At 50.4% G+C, this 17,466-nt stretch carries 17 protein-coding genes; 10 read left to right on the top strand and 7 right to left on the bottom strand.

The features are described from left to right. Positions 1 to 96 precede the first annotated feature (96 nt). Positions 97 to 2,721 carry a family 16 glycosylhydrolase gene (locus ABEW73_RS16910; protein WP_430166409.1) on the top strand — a complete coding sequence of 875 codons (2,625 nt, stop codon included), beginning with the start codon at positions 97 to 99 and terminating at the stop codon, positions 2,719 to 2,721. A 203-nt stretch (positions 2,722 to 2,924) separates the two neighbouring features. Here the strand turns inward: ABEW73_RS16910 and ABEW73_RS16905 are convergent, their stop codons facing one another. After that, positions 2,925 to 3,443 (bottom strand): hypothetical protein, encoded by a 519-nt coding sequence (locus ABEW73_RS16905; protein ID WP_430166408.1) that lies wholly within the window; start codon positions 3,441 to 3,443, stop codon positions 2,925 to 2,927. Between the two features lie 393 nt (positions 3,444 to 3,836). Here ABEW73_RS16905 and ABEW73_RS16900 point away from each other — a divergent pair, with 393 nt between their 5' ends. The 8 genes from ABEW73_RS16900 (at position 3,837) to ABEW73_RS16865 (ending at position 11,168) form a co-directional block, all read left to right on the top strand. Continuing rightward, positions 3,837 to 5,288, top strand: a complete 1,452-nt coding sequence (locus ABEW73_RS16900; RefSeq protein ID WP_430166406.1) for a helix-turn-helix domain-containing protein — start codon at positions 3,837 to 3,839, stop codon at positions 5,286 to 5,288. A gap of 135 nt (positions 5,289 to 5,423) precedes the next feature. Further along, positions 5,424 to 6,134: a purine-nucleoside phosphorylase gene (gene deoD, locus ABEW73_RS16895; RefSeq protein WP_430166404.1), complete on the top strand. Its 711-nt coding sequence runs from the start codon at positions 5,424 to 5,426 to the stop codon at positions 6,132 to 6,134. Between the two features lie 40 nt (positions 6,135 to 6,174). After that, on the top strand, positions 6,175 to 6,774 hold the full coding sequence (locus ABEW73_RS16890; RefSeq protein ID WP_015738050.1) for an ECF transporter S component: 600 nt from the start codon (positions 6,175 to 6,177) through the stop codon (positions 6,772 to 6,774). Between the two features lie 44 nt (positions 6,775 to 6,818). Further along, a complete protein-coding gene (locus ABEW73_RS16885; protein ID WP_430166402.1) occupies positions 6,819 to 7,568 on the top strand; it encodes an energy-coupling factor transporter transmembrane component T in 750 nt (249 codons plus the stop codon). Continuing rightward, the gene (locus tag ABEW73_RS16880; RefSeq protein ID WP_430166401.1) at positions 7,565 to 8,425 is read left to right on the top strand and encodes an energy-coupling factor ABC transporter ATP-binding protein; all 861 of its coding nucleotides are present in this window, start codon (positions 7,565 to 7,567) and stop codon (positions 8,423 to 8,425) included. Before ABEW73_RS16885 ends, ABEW73_RS16880 begins: the two co-directional genes overlap by 4 nt. Further along, positions 8,422 to 9,228 (top strand): energy-coupling factor ABC transporter ATP-binding protein, encoded by an 807-nt coding sequence (locus ABEW73_RS16875; RefSeq protein WP_430166399.1) that lies wholly within the window; start codon positions 8,422 to 8,424, stop codon positions 9,226 to 9,228. The genes ABEW73_RS16880 and ABEW73_RS16875 overlap by 4 nt, the downstream gene beginning before the upstream one ends. 23 nt (positions 9,229 to 9,251) lie before the next feature. After that, complete coding sequence (locus ABEW73_RS16870) at positions 9,252 to 10,205, top strand: nucleoside hydrolase (protein WP_430166398.1); 954 nt, start codon at positions 9,252 to 9,254, stop codon at positions 10,203 to 10,205. Positions 10,206 to 10,232: 27 nt separating this feature from the next. After that, on the top strand, positions 10,233 to 11,168 hold the full coding sequence (locus ABEW73_RS16865) for a nucleoside hydrolase (RefSeq protein ID WP_430166396.1): 936 nt from the start codon (positions 10,233 to 10,235) through the stop codon (positions 11,166 to 11,168). 38 nt (positions 11,169 to 11,206) lie between these two features. Here ABEW73_RS16865 and ABEW73_RS16860 read toward each other — a convergent pair whose 3' ends face one another. Beyond that, positions 11,207 to 11,809, bottom strand: a complete 603-nt coding sequence (locus tag ABEW73_RS16860; protein WP_430166394.1) for a uracil-DNA glycosylase — start codon at positions 11,807 to 11,809, stop codon at positions 11,207 to 11,209. 120 nt (positions 11,810 to 11,929) lie between these two features. Next, positions 11,930 to 12,703 carry an AAC(3) family N-acetyltransferase gene (locus ABEW73_RS16855; RefSeq protein ID WP_430166392.1) on the bottom strand — a complete coding sequence of 258 codons (774 nt, stop codon included), beginning with the start codon at positions 12,701 to 12,703 and terminating at the stop codon, positions 11,930 to 11,932. Positions 12,704 to 12,902: 199 nt separating this feature from the next. Here ABEW73_RS16855 and ABEW73_RS16850 point away from each other — a divergent pair, with 199 nt between their 5' ends. Next, positions 12,903 to 13,904: a phosphotransferase gene (locus ABEW73_RS16850; protein ID WP_430166390.1), complete on the top strand. Its 1,002-nt coding sequence runs from the start codon at positions 12,903 to 12,905 to the stop codon at positions 13,902 to 13,904. Between the two features lie 7 nt (positions 13,905 to 13,911). Here ABEW73_RS16850 and ABEW73_RS16845 read toward each other — a convergent pair whose 3' ends face one another. From ABEW73_RS16845 to ABEW73_RS16830, 4 genes are read right to left on the bottom strand one after another with little or no spacing between them, the layout of a single operon-like run. Continuing rightward, positions 13,912 to 15,213, bottom strand: coding sequence for a glycosyltransferase family 2 protein (locus ABEW73_RS16845; protein ID WP_430166388.1), 1,302 nt, complete (start codon positions 15,211 to 15,213; stop codon positions 13,912 to 13,914). Continuing rightward, the gene (locus tag ABEW73_RS16840; RefSeq protein ID WP_430166386.1) at positions 15,206 to 15,349 is read right to left on the bottom strand and encodes a hypothetical protein; all 144 of its coding nucleotides are present in this window, start codon (positions 15,347 to 15,349) and stop codon (positions 15,206 to 15,208) included. Before ABEW73_RS16840 ends, ABEW73_RS16845 begins: the two co-directional genes overlap by 8 nt. A gap of 41 nt (positions 15,350 to 15,390) precedes the next feature. Then, positions 15,391 to 16,266, bottom strand: a complete 876-nt coding sequence (locus tag ABEW73_RS16835) for a GGDEF domain-containing protein (protein WP_430166892.1) — start codon at positions 16,264 to 16,266, stop codon at positions 15,391 to 15,393. Next, on the bottom strand, positions 16,256 to 17,359 hold the full coding sequence (locus ABEW73_RS16830) for a glycosyl hydrolase (protein ID WP_430166385.1): 1,104 nt from the start codon (positions 17,357 to 17,359) through the stop codon (positions 16,256 to 16,258). Before ABEW73_RS16830 ends, ABEW73_RS16835 begins: the two co-directional genes overlap by 11 nt. Between the last annotated feature and the right edge of the window lie 107 nt (positions 17,360 to 17,466).

Raw genomic sequence — 17,466 nt, 5'->3', positions numbered from 1 at the left:
ATGAAATTCGATAGAATAAAGATGTTCTTCGGTGTAAGCGTTTTCCATTACGCGCATAGTCTGGGAGAATCCATAATTCTTTAAGGGAGGGTATTTATGAAGCGATATCAAATTTCGGAAAGGCGGTTTAGGCAAAAGGTATTGAGTTTGTTCTTAGCGGTCGTGATGCTGGCTGGCATCGGCCTATTGCCGACTTCGAAGGTTCAGGCTGCTGGAACCACCATTACCTCGATGTCTTACTTTTCAGCTGCAGACGGACCTGTCATTACAAAATCAGGGGTTGGCCAGGCCAGCTACGGTTTTGTCATGCCGATATTCAACGGAGGCTCTGCCACCTGGAATGATGTTGCCCAGGACCTGGGCGTAAAGGTGAAAGTAAATGGCAGCTGGGTCGACATCGACAGTGTCGGCAGCTTCGTCTATAACCAGAACTGGGGTCACTGGAACGACGGCGGCTTTACCGGCTATTGGTTCACGCTCTCCGCAACAACCGATATTCAGCTGTACTCCAAAGCCAATGGAGTCACGCTTGAATATTCACTCGTCTTTCAAAACATCAACAAAACAACCATCACCGCGATGACCCCGACGCAAGGACCGCAAATCACGGCTGGTTTTACGGGCGGAGCGGGCTTTACCTATCCGATATTCAACAATGACCCGGCCATAACCTATGCGGCCGTAGCGGATGATTTGAAGGTGTATGTAAAGCCTGTAAACAGCAGTCAATGGATCGATATCGACAACAATGCAGCCAGCGGCTGGATCTATGATCAGAACTTCGGTCAATTCACCGATGGGGGCGGCGGCTACTGGTTTAACGTCACGGAGTCGATTAACGTCAAATTAGAATCAAAGACCTCTTCGGCTAACATCGTTTATACCATCACCTTTAATGAGCCTGTAAGAAACTCTTATGTCCTTACGCCTTATGAAGGAACGACCTTTACAGCTGATGCGAGCGGCGCTATCGGCATCCCGCTGCCTAAGATTGATGGGGGCGCTCCAATCGGCACGGAGCTTGGCAATTTCGTATACCAGATTCACATCAACGGGCAATGGGTGGATCTGGACCATTCAAGCCAGAGCGGATTTGTATACTCGGCGAACGGCTACAATAACATGTCCGCTGCCAATCAGTGGGGGTATTGGGCCGACCATATCTATGGCCTATGGTTCCAGCCGATCCAGGAGGATATGCAAATCCGTATCGGCTATCCGCTAAATGGGCAGGCAGGTGGAAGTGTGGGCAGCAATTACGTCAACTATACGTTGATTGGCAACCCGGATGCTCCGCGGCCGGATGTCACCGATCAGGAGGATATTCCGATCGGAACGCCAAACGATTCGGCCATCGAAGGCATGAATCTCATCTGGCAGGATGAATTTAACGGGACTACACTCGATCAAAGCAAATGGAATTATGAAACAGGGTATTATCTCAATGATGATCCTAATACTTGGGGTTGGGGCAACTCGGAGCTGCAGCACTATACCAATAGTGCGCAAAATGTTTTTGTACAGGACGGAAAGCTTAATATCAAGGCCTTGAACGAGCCTAAATCCTTCCCTCAGGATCCAAATCGGTATGCACAGTACTCCTCCGGCAAAATAAACACGAAGGATCATTTTTCCCTCAAGTACGGTAGAGTGGACTTCCGTGCCAAGCTGCCTACAGGCAACGGCATCTGGCCTGCACTCTGGATGCTTCCGCAGGATAATGTGTATGGGACATGGGCATCCTCCGGTGAAATCGATGTGATGGAAGCAAAAGGACGCTTGCCAGGCTCGACGAGCGGCGCTGTACACTTTGGGGGACAATGGCCGACGAACCGGTATCTTTCCGGTGAATATCATTTCCCTGAAGGGCAAACCTTTGCCAATGACTATCATGTTTATTCCGTAGTCTGGGAAGAGGACAACATTAAATGGTATGTGGATGGCAAGTTCTTCTTAAAAGTGACCCGGGATCAATGGTATTCCGCAGCGGCGCCAAACAATCCGAATGCTCCTTTCGATGAGCCGTTCTACCTCATTATGAATCTAGCGATCGGCGGGACCTTTGATGGCGGTCGGACCCCGGATCCGTCCGATATCCCTGCAACGATGCAGGTGGACTATGTGCGTGTGTATAAAGAAGGGGAAGGCGGCGGCCAGAATCCAGGAAACGTGCCCGCTACCGGTGTAACGGTGAATCCGACCACGGCACAGGTAGAAGTCGGGCAGAGTGTTCAATTAAACGCCAGCGTGGCACCGTCCAATGCAACGAATAAGCAGGTCACCTGGTCCGTTTCCGGTTCCAGCATCGCTTCCGTGAGTCCGAACGGTCTCGTGACCGGACTCGCTCAAGGTACAACAACCGTCACAGCGAAGACCGCTGACGGCAATAAAACAGCCAGCGCTACGATTACCGTTGTGCCGGCACCTTCCACCGTGATCGTCATTGGCGATGAGGTAAAGGGCCTGAAGAAAATCGGCGATGACTTGCTGTTCTATGTCAATGGCGCGACCTTTGCCGATTTACATTATAAGATCAATAATGGCGGGCAGTTAAACGTAGCCATGGCTCCGACGGGGAACGGTAACTATACCTTCCCTGTCAACAACCTGAAGCATGGGGATACCGTCGAGTATTTCTTTACCTATAACCCGGGGCAAGGAGCGCTGGACACCCCTTGGAAGACGTATGTTCATGGGGTAACGCAAGGAACACCGGAGTAAGCCGGGTAAGCCCGGACGATCATGTACGTGGTTGAACAACCGGTGCCTGCTCCGGGCTGCGAGAACGCAATGAGAAATAAATCAGGGCAAACAGAAGGCCGTCGACATTGTCGACGGCCTTGCTTCAGTAGATCAGCTCTATCGTTTTGTTCTCCGTTAGCTGAATCAGTTATCTTTATATTTTTATGCATATCACTTCAATATTACGACTGTACGCTCGCTGCTGCTTTACTCGCCTGTCTTGAATGTAAAATTTTCATGGCGTATCTTGCTATAGGCTGTGCGATCAACATTTCAATCCAGAACGCTACGCCAAAGTTTCGAGGCCAAGTATGGAGAAAATTTTTAAACGGATCCAGACTTATGTGTTTCGTACCAACCATAGGGCCAATAATGGAGAGCAATAGAGATAATACCGTTACATTTAGTACGATATTTAATAGTACTCTTGCATTAAATCCATCGGTCTGTCCCACGAATTTGGGCATCACCTTACCAACGATCGGGCCTGCAATTAGCTTTACGCATAACACGACGATGACCCACATAATAGGAATCACTTTTAGACCATCCATGTAAACTTCTTTACTAAAGCCGCGTTCCAATCCCATAATAATCGGCGCGATCGTGTTTACTGAAATAATCGATATGATCAATAAAAATAATATACCCTCTTTTCCGTTTCTAGGCAGTCTTGTCTCTACGTATCTCTGGTTTGCCATTCCCTATCATCACCCCTTCATATAATGGTTCACCGTGTTATTTTAGCGATTTAGGAGCTTTTTCATAAGTGAACACTTTGTGAACTTCTTCGCCTCACTGATCATTCGGTCATCAAGCGTTTTGCACCAAGATGCCGTTCAATTTCTGATATACCGATTGATTAAAACCCCAAAGCCCATTACGATTACTTATAAGATACTTGTCTTGAGAGACATAGCTGTCCTCAAAATATAAAAGCACATTGACTGTATGCCGCGTAAAACGGGAAGCCTTCTGAACGTTTGACGCGGCTGTTTATAAATACGTACATTACGTCCCATACTTAGGTCTATCAACGGGTAAGAGGATTGACAAACTAACCGACTCGTTCCGTAAAGGGGGAGAACCGACGCATGGAAAAGGAATTTATACTGACACATAAGCTGTTGACCCTGCTCGATTCCGAATATCGCTGGTTCACCCTTGCCGAGATTGAAGAGCAGATTGGCGTATCGGACAAAACGATCCGTAAAATTATCGATGAAGCCAAGCAGGAGCTTCCTCCTTCGATTCACTTTGAAATTTCGCGGGGAAAAGGCGTCATTCTCCACTATGATAAACGGAATGTCGCGATTGGCGAGGTCATCTCTTCCATGTACAGGCAGAGAACCTTCTACCAGCTGCTCGATGTGCTTTTTGCCGAGGGAGGGCGCTACCCGCTGGAAGAGCTGGCCGACAAGCTGTATATGAGCTCTTCCTCGCTGAAAAAGCTGATCATCCGGCTGAACAACCATGAATTGGAGCGATACCATTTGCGCATTACGTATTCCATGCCAGAGGTCAAAGGCAGGGAAATCAGCATCCGTTATTTTTACTGGAAATTGTTTTACGATGCCTATGAATTCTCCGGCTGGCCATTTGCCGACATAGACCAAGCCCAGATCCATGAGTACATTACGGCGGTCGAGTCGGAGAATGACATCGTGTATTTCCTTAACGCCAAGCGGAGCTTGTCTTTTCTGGCGGCGATCATGATTACCCGAGTGCTGCAGGGCAAATATGCGGATGTTCCGAGCGGACCATATGACTGGGAGAACCGTATGCTTCACTCCTCTGTTGCCGCATTGGCCAGAGCGCTGGAACAGCGGTACGCCATTCATTTGCCGCTGGACGAAATCCGGTTTCTGCAGGCCATGTTCAGCTTAGGCCAATACAATTATTATGATGAAGCGAAAGTCAGCGCGATGGTATCGAGGGAGAAAGCGAATCTCGTGCAAATTGGGGAGGAAAAATATCAAATTATCAATCATTTTCTCATGCTGGCGCTTGCCGCGTTCCCTGCGATTGATATGAACGACCGGTTTATCTGGGAAATCGGAGATTTCTTCGACAAGCTCCGGCTGGAAAATGCGCTTCCCGATCTGATCGCCGTCTCGTCAAGCAGCCTGACGGAATACGTCCAAAGGGATTGCCGCCCCATGTACCAGAGTGTAAAGAGCTGTATGCTGGAATGGGGCCAGCACTACCCGGGCATTCAGTATAACGACTATCATCTGACGAAGCTGACACTGTTGATCAGCTCCAGCTTGCGCTATAACAGCAAAAAGGCCTTCCTGCTGATCGGCGAGGAATTCTCCATCCGCCATTACGTCGCCAAGCTCATCAAGAATGAAATCGGCGACGAGCTGATCATCAACACCTCCATTATGGAGGGACTTACCGATGAAATGATTCAGAAGCACGGCATCGATTTCGTGATCAGCACGTTTCCCGTCGAGCTGCATACGGTGCCCGTGGTCATTATCTCAACGATACCGACCAAACGGGATTTGGAAAATATCCGCAAGGAATTAATGCAACCATGACACTCATGGTTGCATTTTTCCGTTAAGCTCCGTAACTTTCTGGTCTTGGTTATGCCCCCGATTCTGACTATGATGAAGGCAGATCAAGAATAAAGCGCTTTCTTAAGAGGGAGGCCAGTAAGCAGGAGGAGCAAGATGAGCATACATTTGGGAGCAAAACAGGGAGATATCGCAGAACGCGTGCTGCTGCCCGGCGATCCGCTGCGGGCGAAGTTTGTGGCAGAGCACTTCTTGGAGGAGGTATATTGTTACAACGAAGTGAGAGGCATGTACGGGTACACCGGCCTTTATAAAGGAGTTCCCGTTTCTGTCCAAGGTACGGGAATGGGCAACCCGACCATGAGCATATATGCGACGGAGCTGATTCAGGATTACGGGGTCAAAAAGCTGATCCGCATCGGTACTTGCGGCGCCATGCAAAAAGAGCTTCAGGTCCGTGACATCGTACTGGCCCAAGCCGTATCCTCGGACAGCAATCTGATGGAAAAAATATTTCATGGCTGCAATTACGCGCCAACCGCCGATTACGGCATGTTAAGCAAAGCCCATCAACTAGCTCAGGAGAAGCAGGTGAATGTCTTTGTCGGCAACATTTATAATTCCGATGAATTTTATAGGGAAACTTTGGACCGTCTTCATAAATTCATGGACTTCGGTGTGCTCGCGGTCGAGATGGAAAGTGCCGCCCTGTACACGCTGGCTGCTAAGTACGGCGTCAGGGCCCTGTCCATATTAACGGTAGGCAGTCATCTGCTGACCAATGAACGCTCGTCCCATCAGGACAGCGAGAAGTCCTTCCACGACATGGTCGAGGTCGCGCTCCATACCATTTTAGCGGACGAATAGGGATTGCTGAAAACAAACTATGCTCTAGGGGGATAAATCAATGGGAATCAAACGCGGATTTAAATATGATTTTTCGTTGTTGGCCATTTTGTTGATTCCGATCGGGATCGCCATCAACTTTGTTGGTGCGCAAATCATACTGCTGCTCAAGCTGCCGATTTACCTGAACACCATCGGGACGATTCTGACGGCCATGATCGCCGGTCCTTGGGTCGGTATGATTACGGGGGCCAGCACCAATCTTGTTGTCGGCATAACGAACCCAGTCTCGTTCGCATTTACGCCTGTACAAATGGCCGTCGGTCTGGTGGTCGGCCTGCTCTCTATGAGAGGCATGTATACGAAGCTGTGGAAAGTGATCTTGTCTTCATTCGCCGTCGTACTGACCGTTCTGATCGTGGCCTCTCCGATCCAGGTGCTGATGTTCGGCGGAGCGACCGGCAACTCTTCGGATGCTGTGGTTGCTACATTCCTGGCCTCCGGTCAGCAGATCTGGACAGCGGTATTCTCAACCAAAATCCTGGTAGAAAGCGTCGACAAAATCATCAGCAACGTCATTGCCTTTGTCATCGTGATGAAGATGTCCCCAAGATACTTGTCCAAGCTCAATTACGGTGCAGCTTTTATCAAAAAGAAATGACGTGTAGTCCATAATGGATACGCTTTCATAAAGGAGGGGTTCTTGTGAATAACGAACGGTCCTTGTTGAGCCGTCTTTATCCAACAACCAAGTTTATGATTACCATCGCTTTATGCGTGGCCGCATTTATCGTGCCCGGCTACGGATTCAGCTACGCCGTTCTACCGATTTGCATGGTGCTGGCCTACTTCGCCGGCAGCTTTAAGGAGTTTTCCAATCTGGCGATCAAGGCTCTGCTGATGATTGTTGTGTTCATCTTTATTCTGCAAAGCTTCTTCTATCCCGGCAACGACATTCTGTGGAGCTGGAGCATCTTCTCCATCAAGCGGGAAGGACTTGAGTTCGCCCTGTTCCTGACATCCAAAATCGTGGCGGTGGCATCGGCCTTCATTCTGTTCTTCCGCATCACCAAGGTCAAGGATTTGGTCCATTCCCTGGAACAGATCGGCCTGCCATCCAAAGTAACCTATGTCATCTTGTCTACCTTGCAGCTCATTCCGGAGATGAAAAAACTGACTCACGTCATCATGGATGCCCAAAAAACAAGAGGCGTTGAAACCGAAGGCAAGCTGCTTGTCCGCATGAAGGCCTTCCTGCCGACCCTTAGTCCGCTCATTCTCGGATCCGTGGCGAGCACGGAGGAACGGGTACTGACACTGGAGTCGAGGGCCTTCTCGGCCAATGTCAAAAAAAGCAGCATCTACAAACTGGAGAAAACAAAGCATGACCGGCTGGTTCGAATTCTGCTGGTCGTACTGCTTGCTATCTTAATCGTCTGGAGAGTTGCGCTATGAGTATCATTACGATCAAGAATCTATCCTACCAATATCCGATCAGCGAGTCCGATGCACTCAAGAACGTGAACGTCACGATCGAAAGAGGCAAGCTGTATGCGCTGACCGGGGCCAACGGAGGCGGAAAAACGACCCTGTGCAACGTCATTCGCGGCTTTATCCCCCACTTCTATAAGGGAGATCTGCGCGGCGAGGTGCTGATCGAAGGCAAGGATATCCGCGAATGGGAAATGGGCGAGCTCTCCCAAAAAATCGGCTATGTGTTCCAGAATCCTTTTACACAGATCAGCGGCGTGAAGGATAACGTGTTTGAAGAGATTGCATTTGGCCTTGAAAATCTGGGCATGGAGCCCGCACTTATCCGGGAGAAGGTGGATCAGGTCATCAACATGCTGGAGATCGATTATTTGCGGGACAAAAACCCATTCGAGCTCTCCGGCGGCCAGAAGCAGCGGGTTGCACTTGCCTCCATCATCGTCATGGAGCCGGATGTGCTGGTCATTGACGAGCCGACCTCGCAGCTTGATCCGAAGGGAACGGAAGAAGTGTTCAAGATTATCGAGCTGATGAAGAAAAAGGGGAAAACCATCATACTCGTCGAACATAAAATTGAGCTGATTGCCGAATATGCCGACGATGTCATCCTGCTGAGCGAGGGTGAAGTAGTTATGCAAGGCAGCTCGCAGGAGATTCTTACCGATGAGCGTGCCCTGGCGTTCGGAGCCGCGCTCCCCCAATATTCGCTGTTCGGCCTGGACATGCGCAAACGGGGGATGGATCTCGGGAGCATACCCTTAACGGAAAAAGAAGCCCTCGAGGCCGTGCAGACATGGATGAAGAAGGGGGTAAACGCATGAGCTTTCTGACTTTGACGAATGTTTCCTTTGCCTATCCGAACGGCTACAAAGCGGTGGACGGCGTTAACATGTCCTTCCGAAAGGGGGAATCCGTTGCCATTGTCGGCCAGAACGGGGCAGGTAAAACGACCACCGTCAAGATGATGAACGGGCTGCTCAAGCCTTCCGAGGGGGATGTCGTCATCGACGGCTGGAATACGCGGGACTATACCACCGCGCAAATATCGCGGAAGGTAGGCTATGTGTTCCAGAACCCCGACGACCAGATCTTTCATAACGATGTGTACAGCGAGATTGAATTCGGCCCCCGCAAGCTCGGCCTTCCGGAGGAACAGGTCAAAGCGAATGTCATGAAAGCGGCGGAACTGGCAGGCGTCGTTCCGTTTCTTAAGGACAATCCGTACAATTTGCCCTATTCCATGCGTAAATTCGTAACGATTGCCTCCGTCATTGCGATGGATTCCAGCGTCATCATTCTGGATGAGCCGACGGCAGGCCAGGATCTTCCGGCCATGGCGCGGCTCGCCCATCTGATCGAGGCTTTAAACCAGGAAGGAAAAACCATCATCACCATCACACATGATATGGAATTTGTCGTGAACAACTTCGAGCGGGTTATCGTCATGGCGAACCGTCAGGTTATTGCGGATGACGACAAGCGGGCCATCTTCTGGAATCTGGATGTGCTGGAGCAGGCGATGCTGAAGCAGCCGCATATCAGCAGGCTCAGCCACTCCCTGGATATCGGTTGTAACATTCTGGCGATACCGGAGCTTGCGGACGAGCTTGCCAAGCATAAGTGAAGGAATAAGGGAGTGACAACGATATGGAGCAGGAGCAGTTAAAGCACATCCTGTTGGATGTGGATACCGGCGTGGATGATGCCTTGGCGCTCATCTTTGCCGTGAAGTCCAATAAGCTGCATATAGAAGGCATTACAACGGTATTCGGCAATGTGGACGTGAAGCAGGCGACGAAGAATACGCTCCGGGTGCTGGAATTGGCGCAGCCCCGCTACGAAATTCCCGTTGCCATGGGAGCGGATGCCCCTTTATTTCGCCCTCGGCGGGAGAACGTAACCGCCATTCATGGAGCAAACGGCCTGGCCGGATATGAACTGCCGGAGGCGCGCCAATCGCCGGCGAACGAGAGGGCATCCGATTTCATCGTGCGGAAGGTGCGGGAACAGGCGCATGACATTACGCTGGTCTTCACCGGCAGGCTGACCAATTTGGCGGTGGCGCTCGCCAAGGACCCGTCAATCGTGCAGAAAGCCAAGCTGGTGCTGATGGGAGGCGCCATCAACGTGCCGGGCAATATAACGCCAGTAGCCGAAGCCAACATCCACGGCGATCCCGAAGCGGCGCACCGGGTGTTCGAGTCAGGGATTCCGATTACGATGGTGGGCCTGGACGTGACCGGAAAGGCCAAGTTCGGCGAGGCTCATTATCAACAGCTCATGAGCAGCTTCACGGATGAACAGGCAGAGTTAAAAGCTTTCATGCAGCATATATTCACCTTCAGCTTTGAGGCAAGCGACCGTTTGAACGAGGGCAGATACCGGCTGATGCATGATCCGCTGGCGCTGGCTGTCGTCGAGGATGCTTCCCTTGTAGAGTCGGAGGATTATTACGTCTATATCGAAACAAAAGGACAGCTATCTTCCGGCGCAACGCTGGTCGACTTCAGACGCCCGCAGTCACGGACCAATGCCTCTGTCTGCATGCAGGTCCGTGAAGAAGCATTCCTGCAGCATTATATACAAACGGTGCTATCATAACCGTCAGTGAAAGGAGGAGCATGATTGATGCATCGAATCGTATTGGATGTGGATACGGGCGTTGACGACGCGTTGGCGATTGCCTACGCTGTCCGGGCTTCGGCTCTCGATATCCTAGGAATAACGACCTGCTTCGGAAACGTTCCGGTGGAGTACGCCACTCGCAATACGCTCCATGTGCTGGAGCGACTTGGCGCAGCCGGGATTCCTGTCGCCATGGGGGAAGCCGCCCCCTTGTTCCATCCCTCGCTGAAGTCGTATCCCGTCCAGTTTCATGGCGAGAACGGACTCGGCAACTTGACATTCCCCGATCCGGCAGGCAAGCCGGTCTCAACGTCTGCGGCTGCATTTATGGTGGATCAGATCCGGCGATATCCGAAGCAGGTCACGCTGATCTGTGTCGGCCCGTTGACCAATCTGGCTGCAGCCATTCTGCAGGCGCCGGAGATATCATCGTTGGTCCGTCAGATTATCGTAATGGGTGGAGCCGTGGGCGTGGCGGGCAACCGCCGGATGCATGCGGAAGCGAATGTATACTCCGACCCCGAAGCGGCCCAGCTCGTCTTCCAATCCGGAGCTCCGATTACGCTGGTCGGACTGGATGTAACCATGCAGACCGAGCTCAGTCTGGAGGATATTCAGCGCTGGAGAGACCTGGATTCGGACCTGACCCGCTTCTTGGCCGACATGACTTCCTACTATATCGGAGGCTACCGGGAAGCCTACGGCAACCGGACAGGCTGTGCCCTGCATGATCCGCTGGCGGTAGCCGTCGCGATCGACCCGACCTTGATCGAGGTTCAGCCGATGGTGCTCCAGGTAGATCTGGAGGGCATCCACTCCTATGGCAGAACCATTGCCGATCTGCGTCCGCGTTGTACCGACCGGCCAAACGTCAACGTCTGTATCGGCGTCGACGCTAAGCGGTTCCAAGAGCATTTTATGGAGACCTTGATGAAATAAGCCGCAGCATAAAGAGCGAACGCCAGGTGCGTTCGCTCCTATTTATGTGCCCTCGCTGCTCTTTCCTCCCACTTCACCCTTAAACCTTTCAAATCTTCGACAAAGAACCTTAGCAAATGGGGTCTTCTTCTTACCGCCAGCGGATGATAGGCAAAGCCAATCGGGATTCCATCAAATTCATGCCAGTTCCCCCGCAGCTCCTTGACGGTGGCATTCTCCTTCTGCGGGAATAATCCTTCGACTACGACATTGCCAAAGCCAAATAATACGAGCGGCTGCTTCTGAAGGAGCTGCGACTGCAAATGCGGAAGGCATGCCGCTCGGGTTGCAGGCTTATCGTAAGCACGGGTTGGCCGGCGTTTCAGCAAATAGGTGACGTAAACCGAGTGGATATCTATGCCCGCTTCCCTCATGCCGAGTTGGAGGGTTTCTCGGGTCCCGCACAAGAACGGGTTACCCTCCCGGTCCTCCCGGGCTCCCGGATTATCCAGGATCATCATCAGCGAGCCTTGCGGATTGCCTTCCCCCCAGATGATGCGATTCCGCTGTTTGCACAATTCGCAGTGTTCACAATGCTGCATATCTTCGGGCGCTTGCTCTTCCGGCAAGATGATGCAGGGATGATTCGTTTCCGTAGACATGCCATTTCTTCCTTTCTGTCGCATGCAATGGTTCCATTATGCCCACTTCAAGTAAAATCTTGCCCTCGCCTATATACGGGCGACCGTTGGTACTGGTGCCATACTACCATCACATCGAACTTATTCACACATTGCATGGGCCAAGGGATGATTATCCGAGAACAAATCCGGATTGACCTTGAGCATTTCCGTTATGACATCCGCCACCGCGGCCGCATCGCATACCCGGACAACGGCATCGCCAAGATGCCCCTTATGCATCGCGCCCCGACTTTCCAGGACCTCATCGACCTTCCAAAAATGCTCCGACCACGACAACCCGCAATGTCTGCGGGAAGGCACCGGGATTTCCGTTCCATCCGGCAAAACCGTGTACAGCTTCTCATGACCATCCGTTAACCTGCCCGGAATGTCCACCCACTCCTCGACTCCATGAATAAAGGTATTGCGCTTTAAATCGACACCCACTAACAAAATCGTCGCCTTGCGGTCAAACAGCTTGCCCCAAGCGGATCCTCTAGCGCATGGCGTGTCGAAACGATGATCGTCGTTTGTGAACGTGATGGCGTCCCGACCTAATGCCGCTACGGAATGCGTGGGATGCAGTGAACGCACCACATCAGGCCGTTTGCGAAAAAGCTCGGGCAGGATTCCGACACAGGATGGGGATTGGTCCACATAGAATCTCGGATTGTCCGCATTGATGTAAGACCACGTATGAGTGGGTAACACCAGCAGCCCAGCTTTCATATATGCTGTCAACGCATCCAGGACTGTGTCTGCGCCACCCTCGACCGGTCCCATACTCTTCATCGAAGAATGGACCAACAACGTCCCTTTGCTGTCAATACCCAGCTGCTCTAATTGGTTCATTAAGCTTTCCATCGTGTGCATGTTCCTTCCCCTCCTCCGGCCCATTATATCAAAAATTTGCTTTACTTACGGTAAGGTTCACCGCGCTGTCTATATCGGCAAGTTTTTAATTGCTTTCATGGCGTTAGACCATACACACTTCCCCCTCAATGAATAACCTAGCAAATAGATCTACTCTCGATATTCTTCTTTCTCCCATCTTGAATGAATCGAGGTTGCCATGGTACATCCCTATACTAAAACCCAAATCTGCAAAATTACCCGCCGCTTTGGCCTGATCCCGTTGAGTTCGAACTCGATTGGGTCCCTTTACCGAAAAAACGCTGTCATCCAGGTACAAACGGAAAGTGGAACCTATGCTCTAAAGCCCTTTTTTCGAAGTTTGCTCCTCCGTTCGAATACAATTCAGCAAATAAAAACAACTGCAGACTATATGCAACTCTTGATAAATAGCGGCTTTAGCTATATGCCTAAATGGCTGACGAGCAATTCCGGAACGTTATGGACTTTAAACCAAGGAAGGCCCTTTTATATGTCCCCATGGATAAAAGGAAGGAAATTAGAAAAACAAGAAGATTTTGAAGAACTTGGCCGGGCCCTTGCCACCCTGCATCAAATATCCAGTCATTTCCCTCACGCTAAAGGGCCTTTCACTTTTAAACAAATCCAACTATGGCAAAGCCAAGACCGCCTCTTTCGTAGGCGAATGGCAAAAGCAATACAAACGAATGAACCGAACCGCAAATGGTACAAAAAATACGGAAAATCCTGTAACCGACTTTCGGAGCGGGCCTGGACCGACTTAAGGAGTCCGGAGATTGTAGACCTCTTGGAGAAGGAACGGGCCCGTACCGCGTTGATACACAACGATATTACTTCGCCTAATGTCATTATTTCTGATGAGGGCCAGCTTTTCATCATCGATTGGGACCACATGAAGGTTGGCTCCCTCTATGTTGATGTAGCAAAGTCCCTCATGAATACGACTCAATATAATCCCGATTTCAATCTATCGTTGTTAAAAGGGTATGAAGAAATCTATCCTTTAGACAGGATCGAGCGCAAATTGATTTCTTCCTTGTATGGATTGCCTCAGGAAGCTTGGCACGCCACTCGATTCCCTAATCGCCCGAGAAGCCGTAAAATGTTAGACATTATGGAACAAACATGGCTTCTCCGATTGAAAGCAATGGATTTATTAGCTGAATGGACAAATCAATAAAGGGAAGTTATCCAAATCGCTGCGTTTTGTACCACTTGGCTTGTCTCCCCGTCACTTTGTCTATGACGAAAGAATAGACCGCGCGCAGAGAAATCAGCAGAAATAGCTGAGCATACGTGAAATACGATAGGCAGGACAGAATAAAGTTTTGGGTCGTGCTTTGCCCGACATCGGTTGCCAGCGCCAGATTGATCTGCAGCACAAATAGGTAATACATCAATCCCCAGGCAACCATCAGATAGACGTATACATCATCGGCAAACTGGAACGGTGACACCACATCCGGATTGAACAGGGCAATCACCCAGTAGACCAAGTTGACAACGATGATGATATCCGACACGATAATGGATAGTAAAAACCAAAAATAACTCGCCGCGTAGTACAACACTTGCAGCTTAATCCGCCAGCTTGACCGATTAAACAAATGATGGATGTTCTCAATCACGACCGAAAAATTCCCCTTGGCCCATCGTTCTCGCTGCTTCAAGTACACGCTAAGCTGCTCCGGTTCCTGCTGATAAGCTTCTGCCTGCGGAGCCAGGGCAATCAGCTGTCCCCTTGTCATAATCTCGAACGAGATGGCCGTATCTTCTGTAATGGCCTCCGTATCCCAGCCACCGATCTCGCGCATCAGATCCGTTTTTACAATAAAATTCGTTCCCGGAATCGTCCCCAGCTTGAAAAGCTCCCACAACCCGGTATGATAGATTCGCTGCGCGGTAACCAGCTCGAGATTAATGCATTTGGAGAGGAAATTCTGCCCGCGGTTTCTAGCCTTATTCCGTCCAAATACCGCTCCATAGGTTTCAGGATCTTCCATTGCTTTTTCAATCAAAAAGTACAATGCATTCCGCTCCGGTGCCGCATCCGCGTCAAAGATACAAATCCATTCGTTCTTGGCATACTCCAGCGCATCATTAAGCGCACCCGATTTGCCACCCGTTCCTGTACGTTCAAAAATCATAAAATCCCGGTCGCGATACGCTTCCTTGCTCTTCAAAGCCTTCAATTTTCCAGCCGTATCATCACTGCAGTTATCGGCAATGACAATGAGCTGCACCTTATCCTTCGGGTAATTCAGCCGCAAAATATGGTCCGCCGTTGCCGCGATAACCAATTCTTCATTGTGCGCGGGCACCATAACGGTTACCTTGGGGAAATGCTCCATCCCATCCACCCGGGGAACGTTCCATTCCCTGCGGCTCTGCCTGAAAATAAACCGAATCGCTCCCCCCATAATGAGGATCGACTCCAACACGGCGGCCCAAATGCTAATCATACAAAATATTAATAATAAGTCAGCCACGGATCTTCCTCCGGTCGTATTTTCGCTGTACTCGAACTCGAAGGGCCACCGTAGCAATGAACAGCCCCAGCACCGCAAGGGTAAACATCAGGCTGACGATTTTGCATAGCGGAACAAACCATTCCGTATAAGACATCTCTTCCTCCTCCTGCCGCTAACTAATAAAATGGCAATGATTTATATATATTCTCCGATCAAATCCGTCTCCGTATTGCGTTCGAGTGCGGCAATGACGGCATCCGCATCTTCATATTTACTGAACTGCTCCTTAGCAAACACCAGCGCTCCTGCACGGATCACCAGCTTCAGCTCCCCGCCCTTGCAGTCCTGAAACGGCATGTCCATCAGCACGTGCTTAATCCGGTCTGTCAATGCTTTTAAATACTCCTGGTTCGTCATGGGGAGCAGCACGATAAAACGCCCCTCGTCAAGGCCGAACTTGTAATCCTCGTACCGAATGTGATTCCGTATCGCTTCCGATAAGGAAGCGAGCAGCTTGGCGTAGCCTTGGGAACCAAGGGATTCCCGCACCATCGGCAGAAATTCAATTTTAAACATGGCCAGACAAAAGGTATATGCATCCGAATAACGATTGGCCAGATTCGACTGCTTGACCAGCGTTGCCTTAAAAGCTTCCTTATTGCCTAGCGAGGTAACCAAATCCACTTCCGGATTCTTTCGCTGCAGCTCGTCCAGCCGCTCCATCAGCCGCTTATTGCGAATCAGCCCGGATTTGATAAATGTAGCCGCGGCCACATTAGCTGGCAGCAGCCAAAGCCAGGAGATGGACAGCACATCGACCTCGGCATACGTCGTAAGCCATACAAAATAAGCAACAATATAAACAAAAATACAAACGACCGAAACCCCGGGAGGAACTAAGAAACCTAGCAACAGAGCCGCAAGGCATCCAATACTGAATCCCAGCTCAAGCAGCGTAAATGATGAGTCTCTAACGACATTAATATAAACCAACAGCTCCTGCAGGATCGCTAAACCGATCAGCAGTACATATCCCCAGACCATGCGCTGGATCAATTTTTTATTTTCCATGTCCACCTCGATCAAAAGCCTGTTCCCCTAGTAAAGGAAGCAAGTTATCAAAAATATGCGTGTTTTTTCCGAATACATATCCTCCGGGGTAACGGGCATCTTTTCCTTTGAAGGTCTGCATGCGTTTGTACAGCTTTGCTGCAAATGGCCTGTCATCCCTTTGAAGAGCAAACATCATCGCGAGCCCGTACACCGAAGAAGACTCGTAATTCACCACGGCCGTTCGATCAGCGCGTCGATACTGTCCGGCTACCTTCCCCGTCCGCTTAAACTCTTGCTTCAGGAATGTAAGCAGCGGCTCTTGGCCCCTTTCCGTTTCCCCGGCATGTAAAGCGACTAACAGTTGATCAATTAAATTCGCATTTGCGTCATATGTATATTCCCCGGTCACCACATTGAAGGACTTGGGGTAGAACACACCATCATCCGGCATTTCCTGTAGAAGGGCATAATATCGATTGTACGTTTCCATATCCAGTAGTCCTTCTTGCAGGAGCCCTTTTAGTGCCGGGAGATCCACATAGGCAAGACTCAGCGTGTCAGGCAATTCCTGACTGGAGTAATCGTAGAAATCCACCAGGTATCCGTTTTTCTGTGACCGGCTTAACAAGGTTTCCGCAAGATCCCTGGCCGTCGTCTTCCATTCGGAGTGGCCCTTCCATATCCGGGCACCCTCGAGCAGAGCCCCGATAATCCGCAAATCATCGCCAAGCGCGTTCGTGCTGACGTTGGCCCCTCCTTCGGGACTTAGTTTCCACACAATATACTGACCATCTACTATAAAATAGCGAGTTAATATGTCATAACTCTTCTCAAATGCGACCAGGTCACGACTTTCCAGCGCCGCCTGCATCCAAAACCCGAGGGACTCGGAGAGTGCCTCTCGCCCTGCTGCCAATTCGGGATTGACCGACTCTGCTCCCTGTAAATAGGTAGCCAGTGTGCCATTCGGGTTGGTCATATTCATCGTAATAAAACGTTTCGTTGCATTGTCCCCCTTGGCTTGGATCAAACATCCCCCGATCCCCAAAGCAGCACTTAGCAATATACCAAGCACTATCCACAAGACTTTACGTCCGCTTCGCCATTCCAAACCCTCCAACCTCCATTCACTCAGGAGTAAACCTTTATGCCAACAAGCATTTTCACCCGAGGGCCTCTTCCCCCTCGCGAATTGTATCATTCTATTCTGTACAAAAA

This window comes from Paenibacillus lautus (genome assembly GCF_050482385.1).
GTDB lineage: Bacteria > Bacillota > Bacilli > Paenibacillales > Paenibacillaceae > Paenibacillus_AQ > Paenibacillus_AQ lautus_B.
The sequence above is the reverse complement of the archived record's forward strand: the minus strand, read 5'-3'. Positions and strand labels throughout refer to the sequence as shown.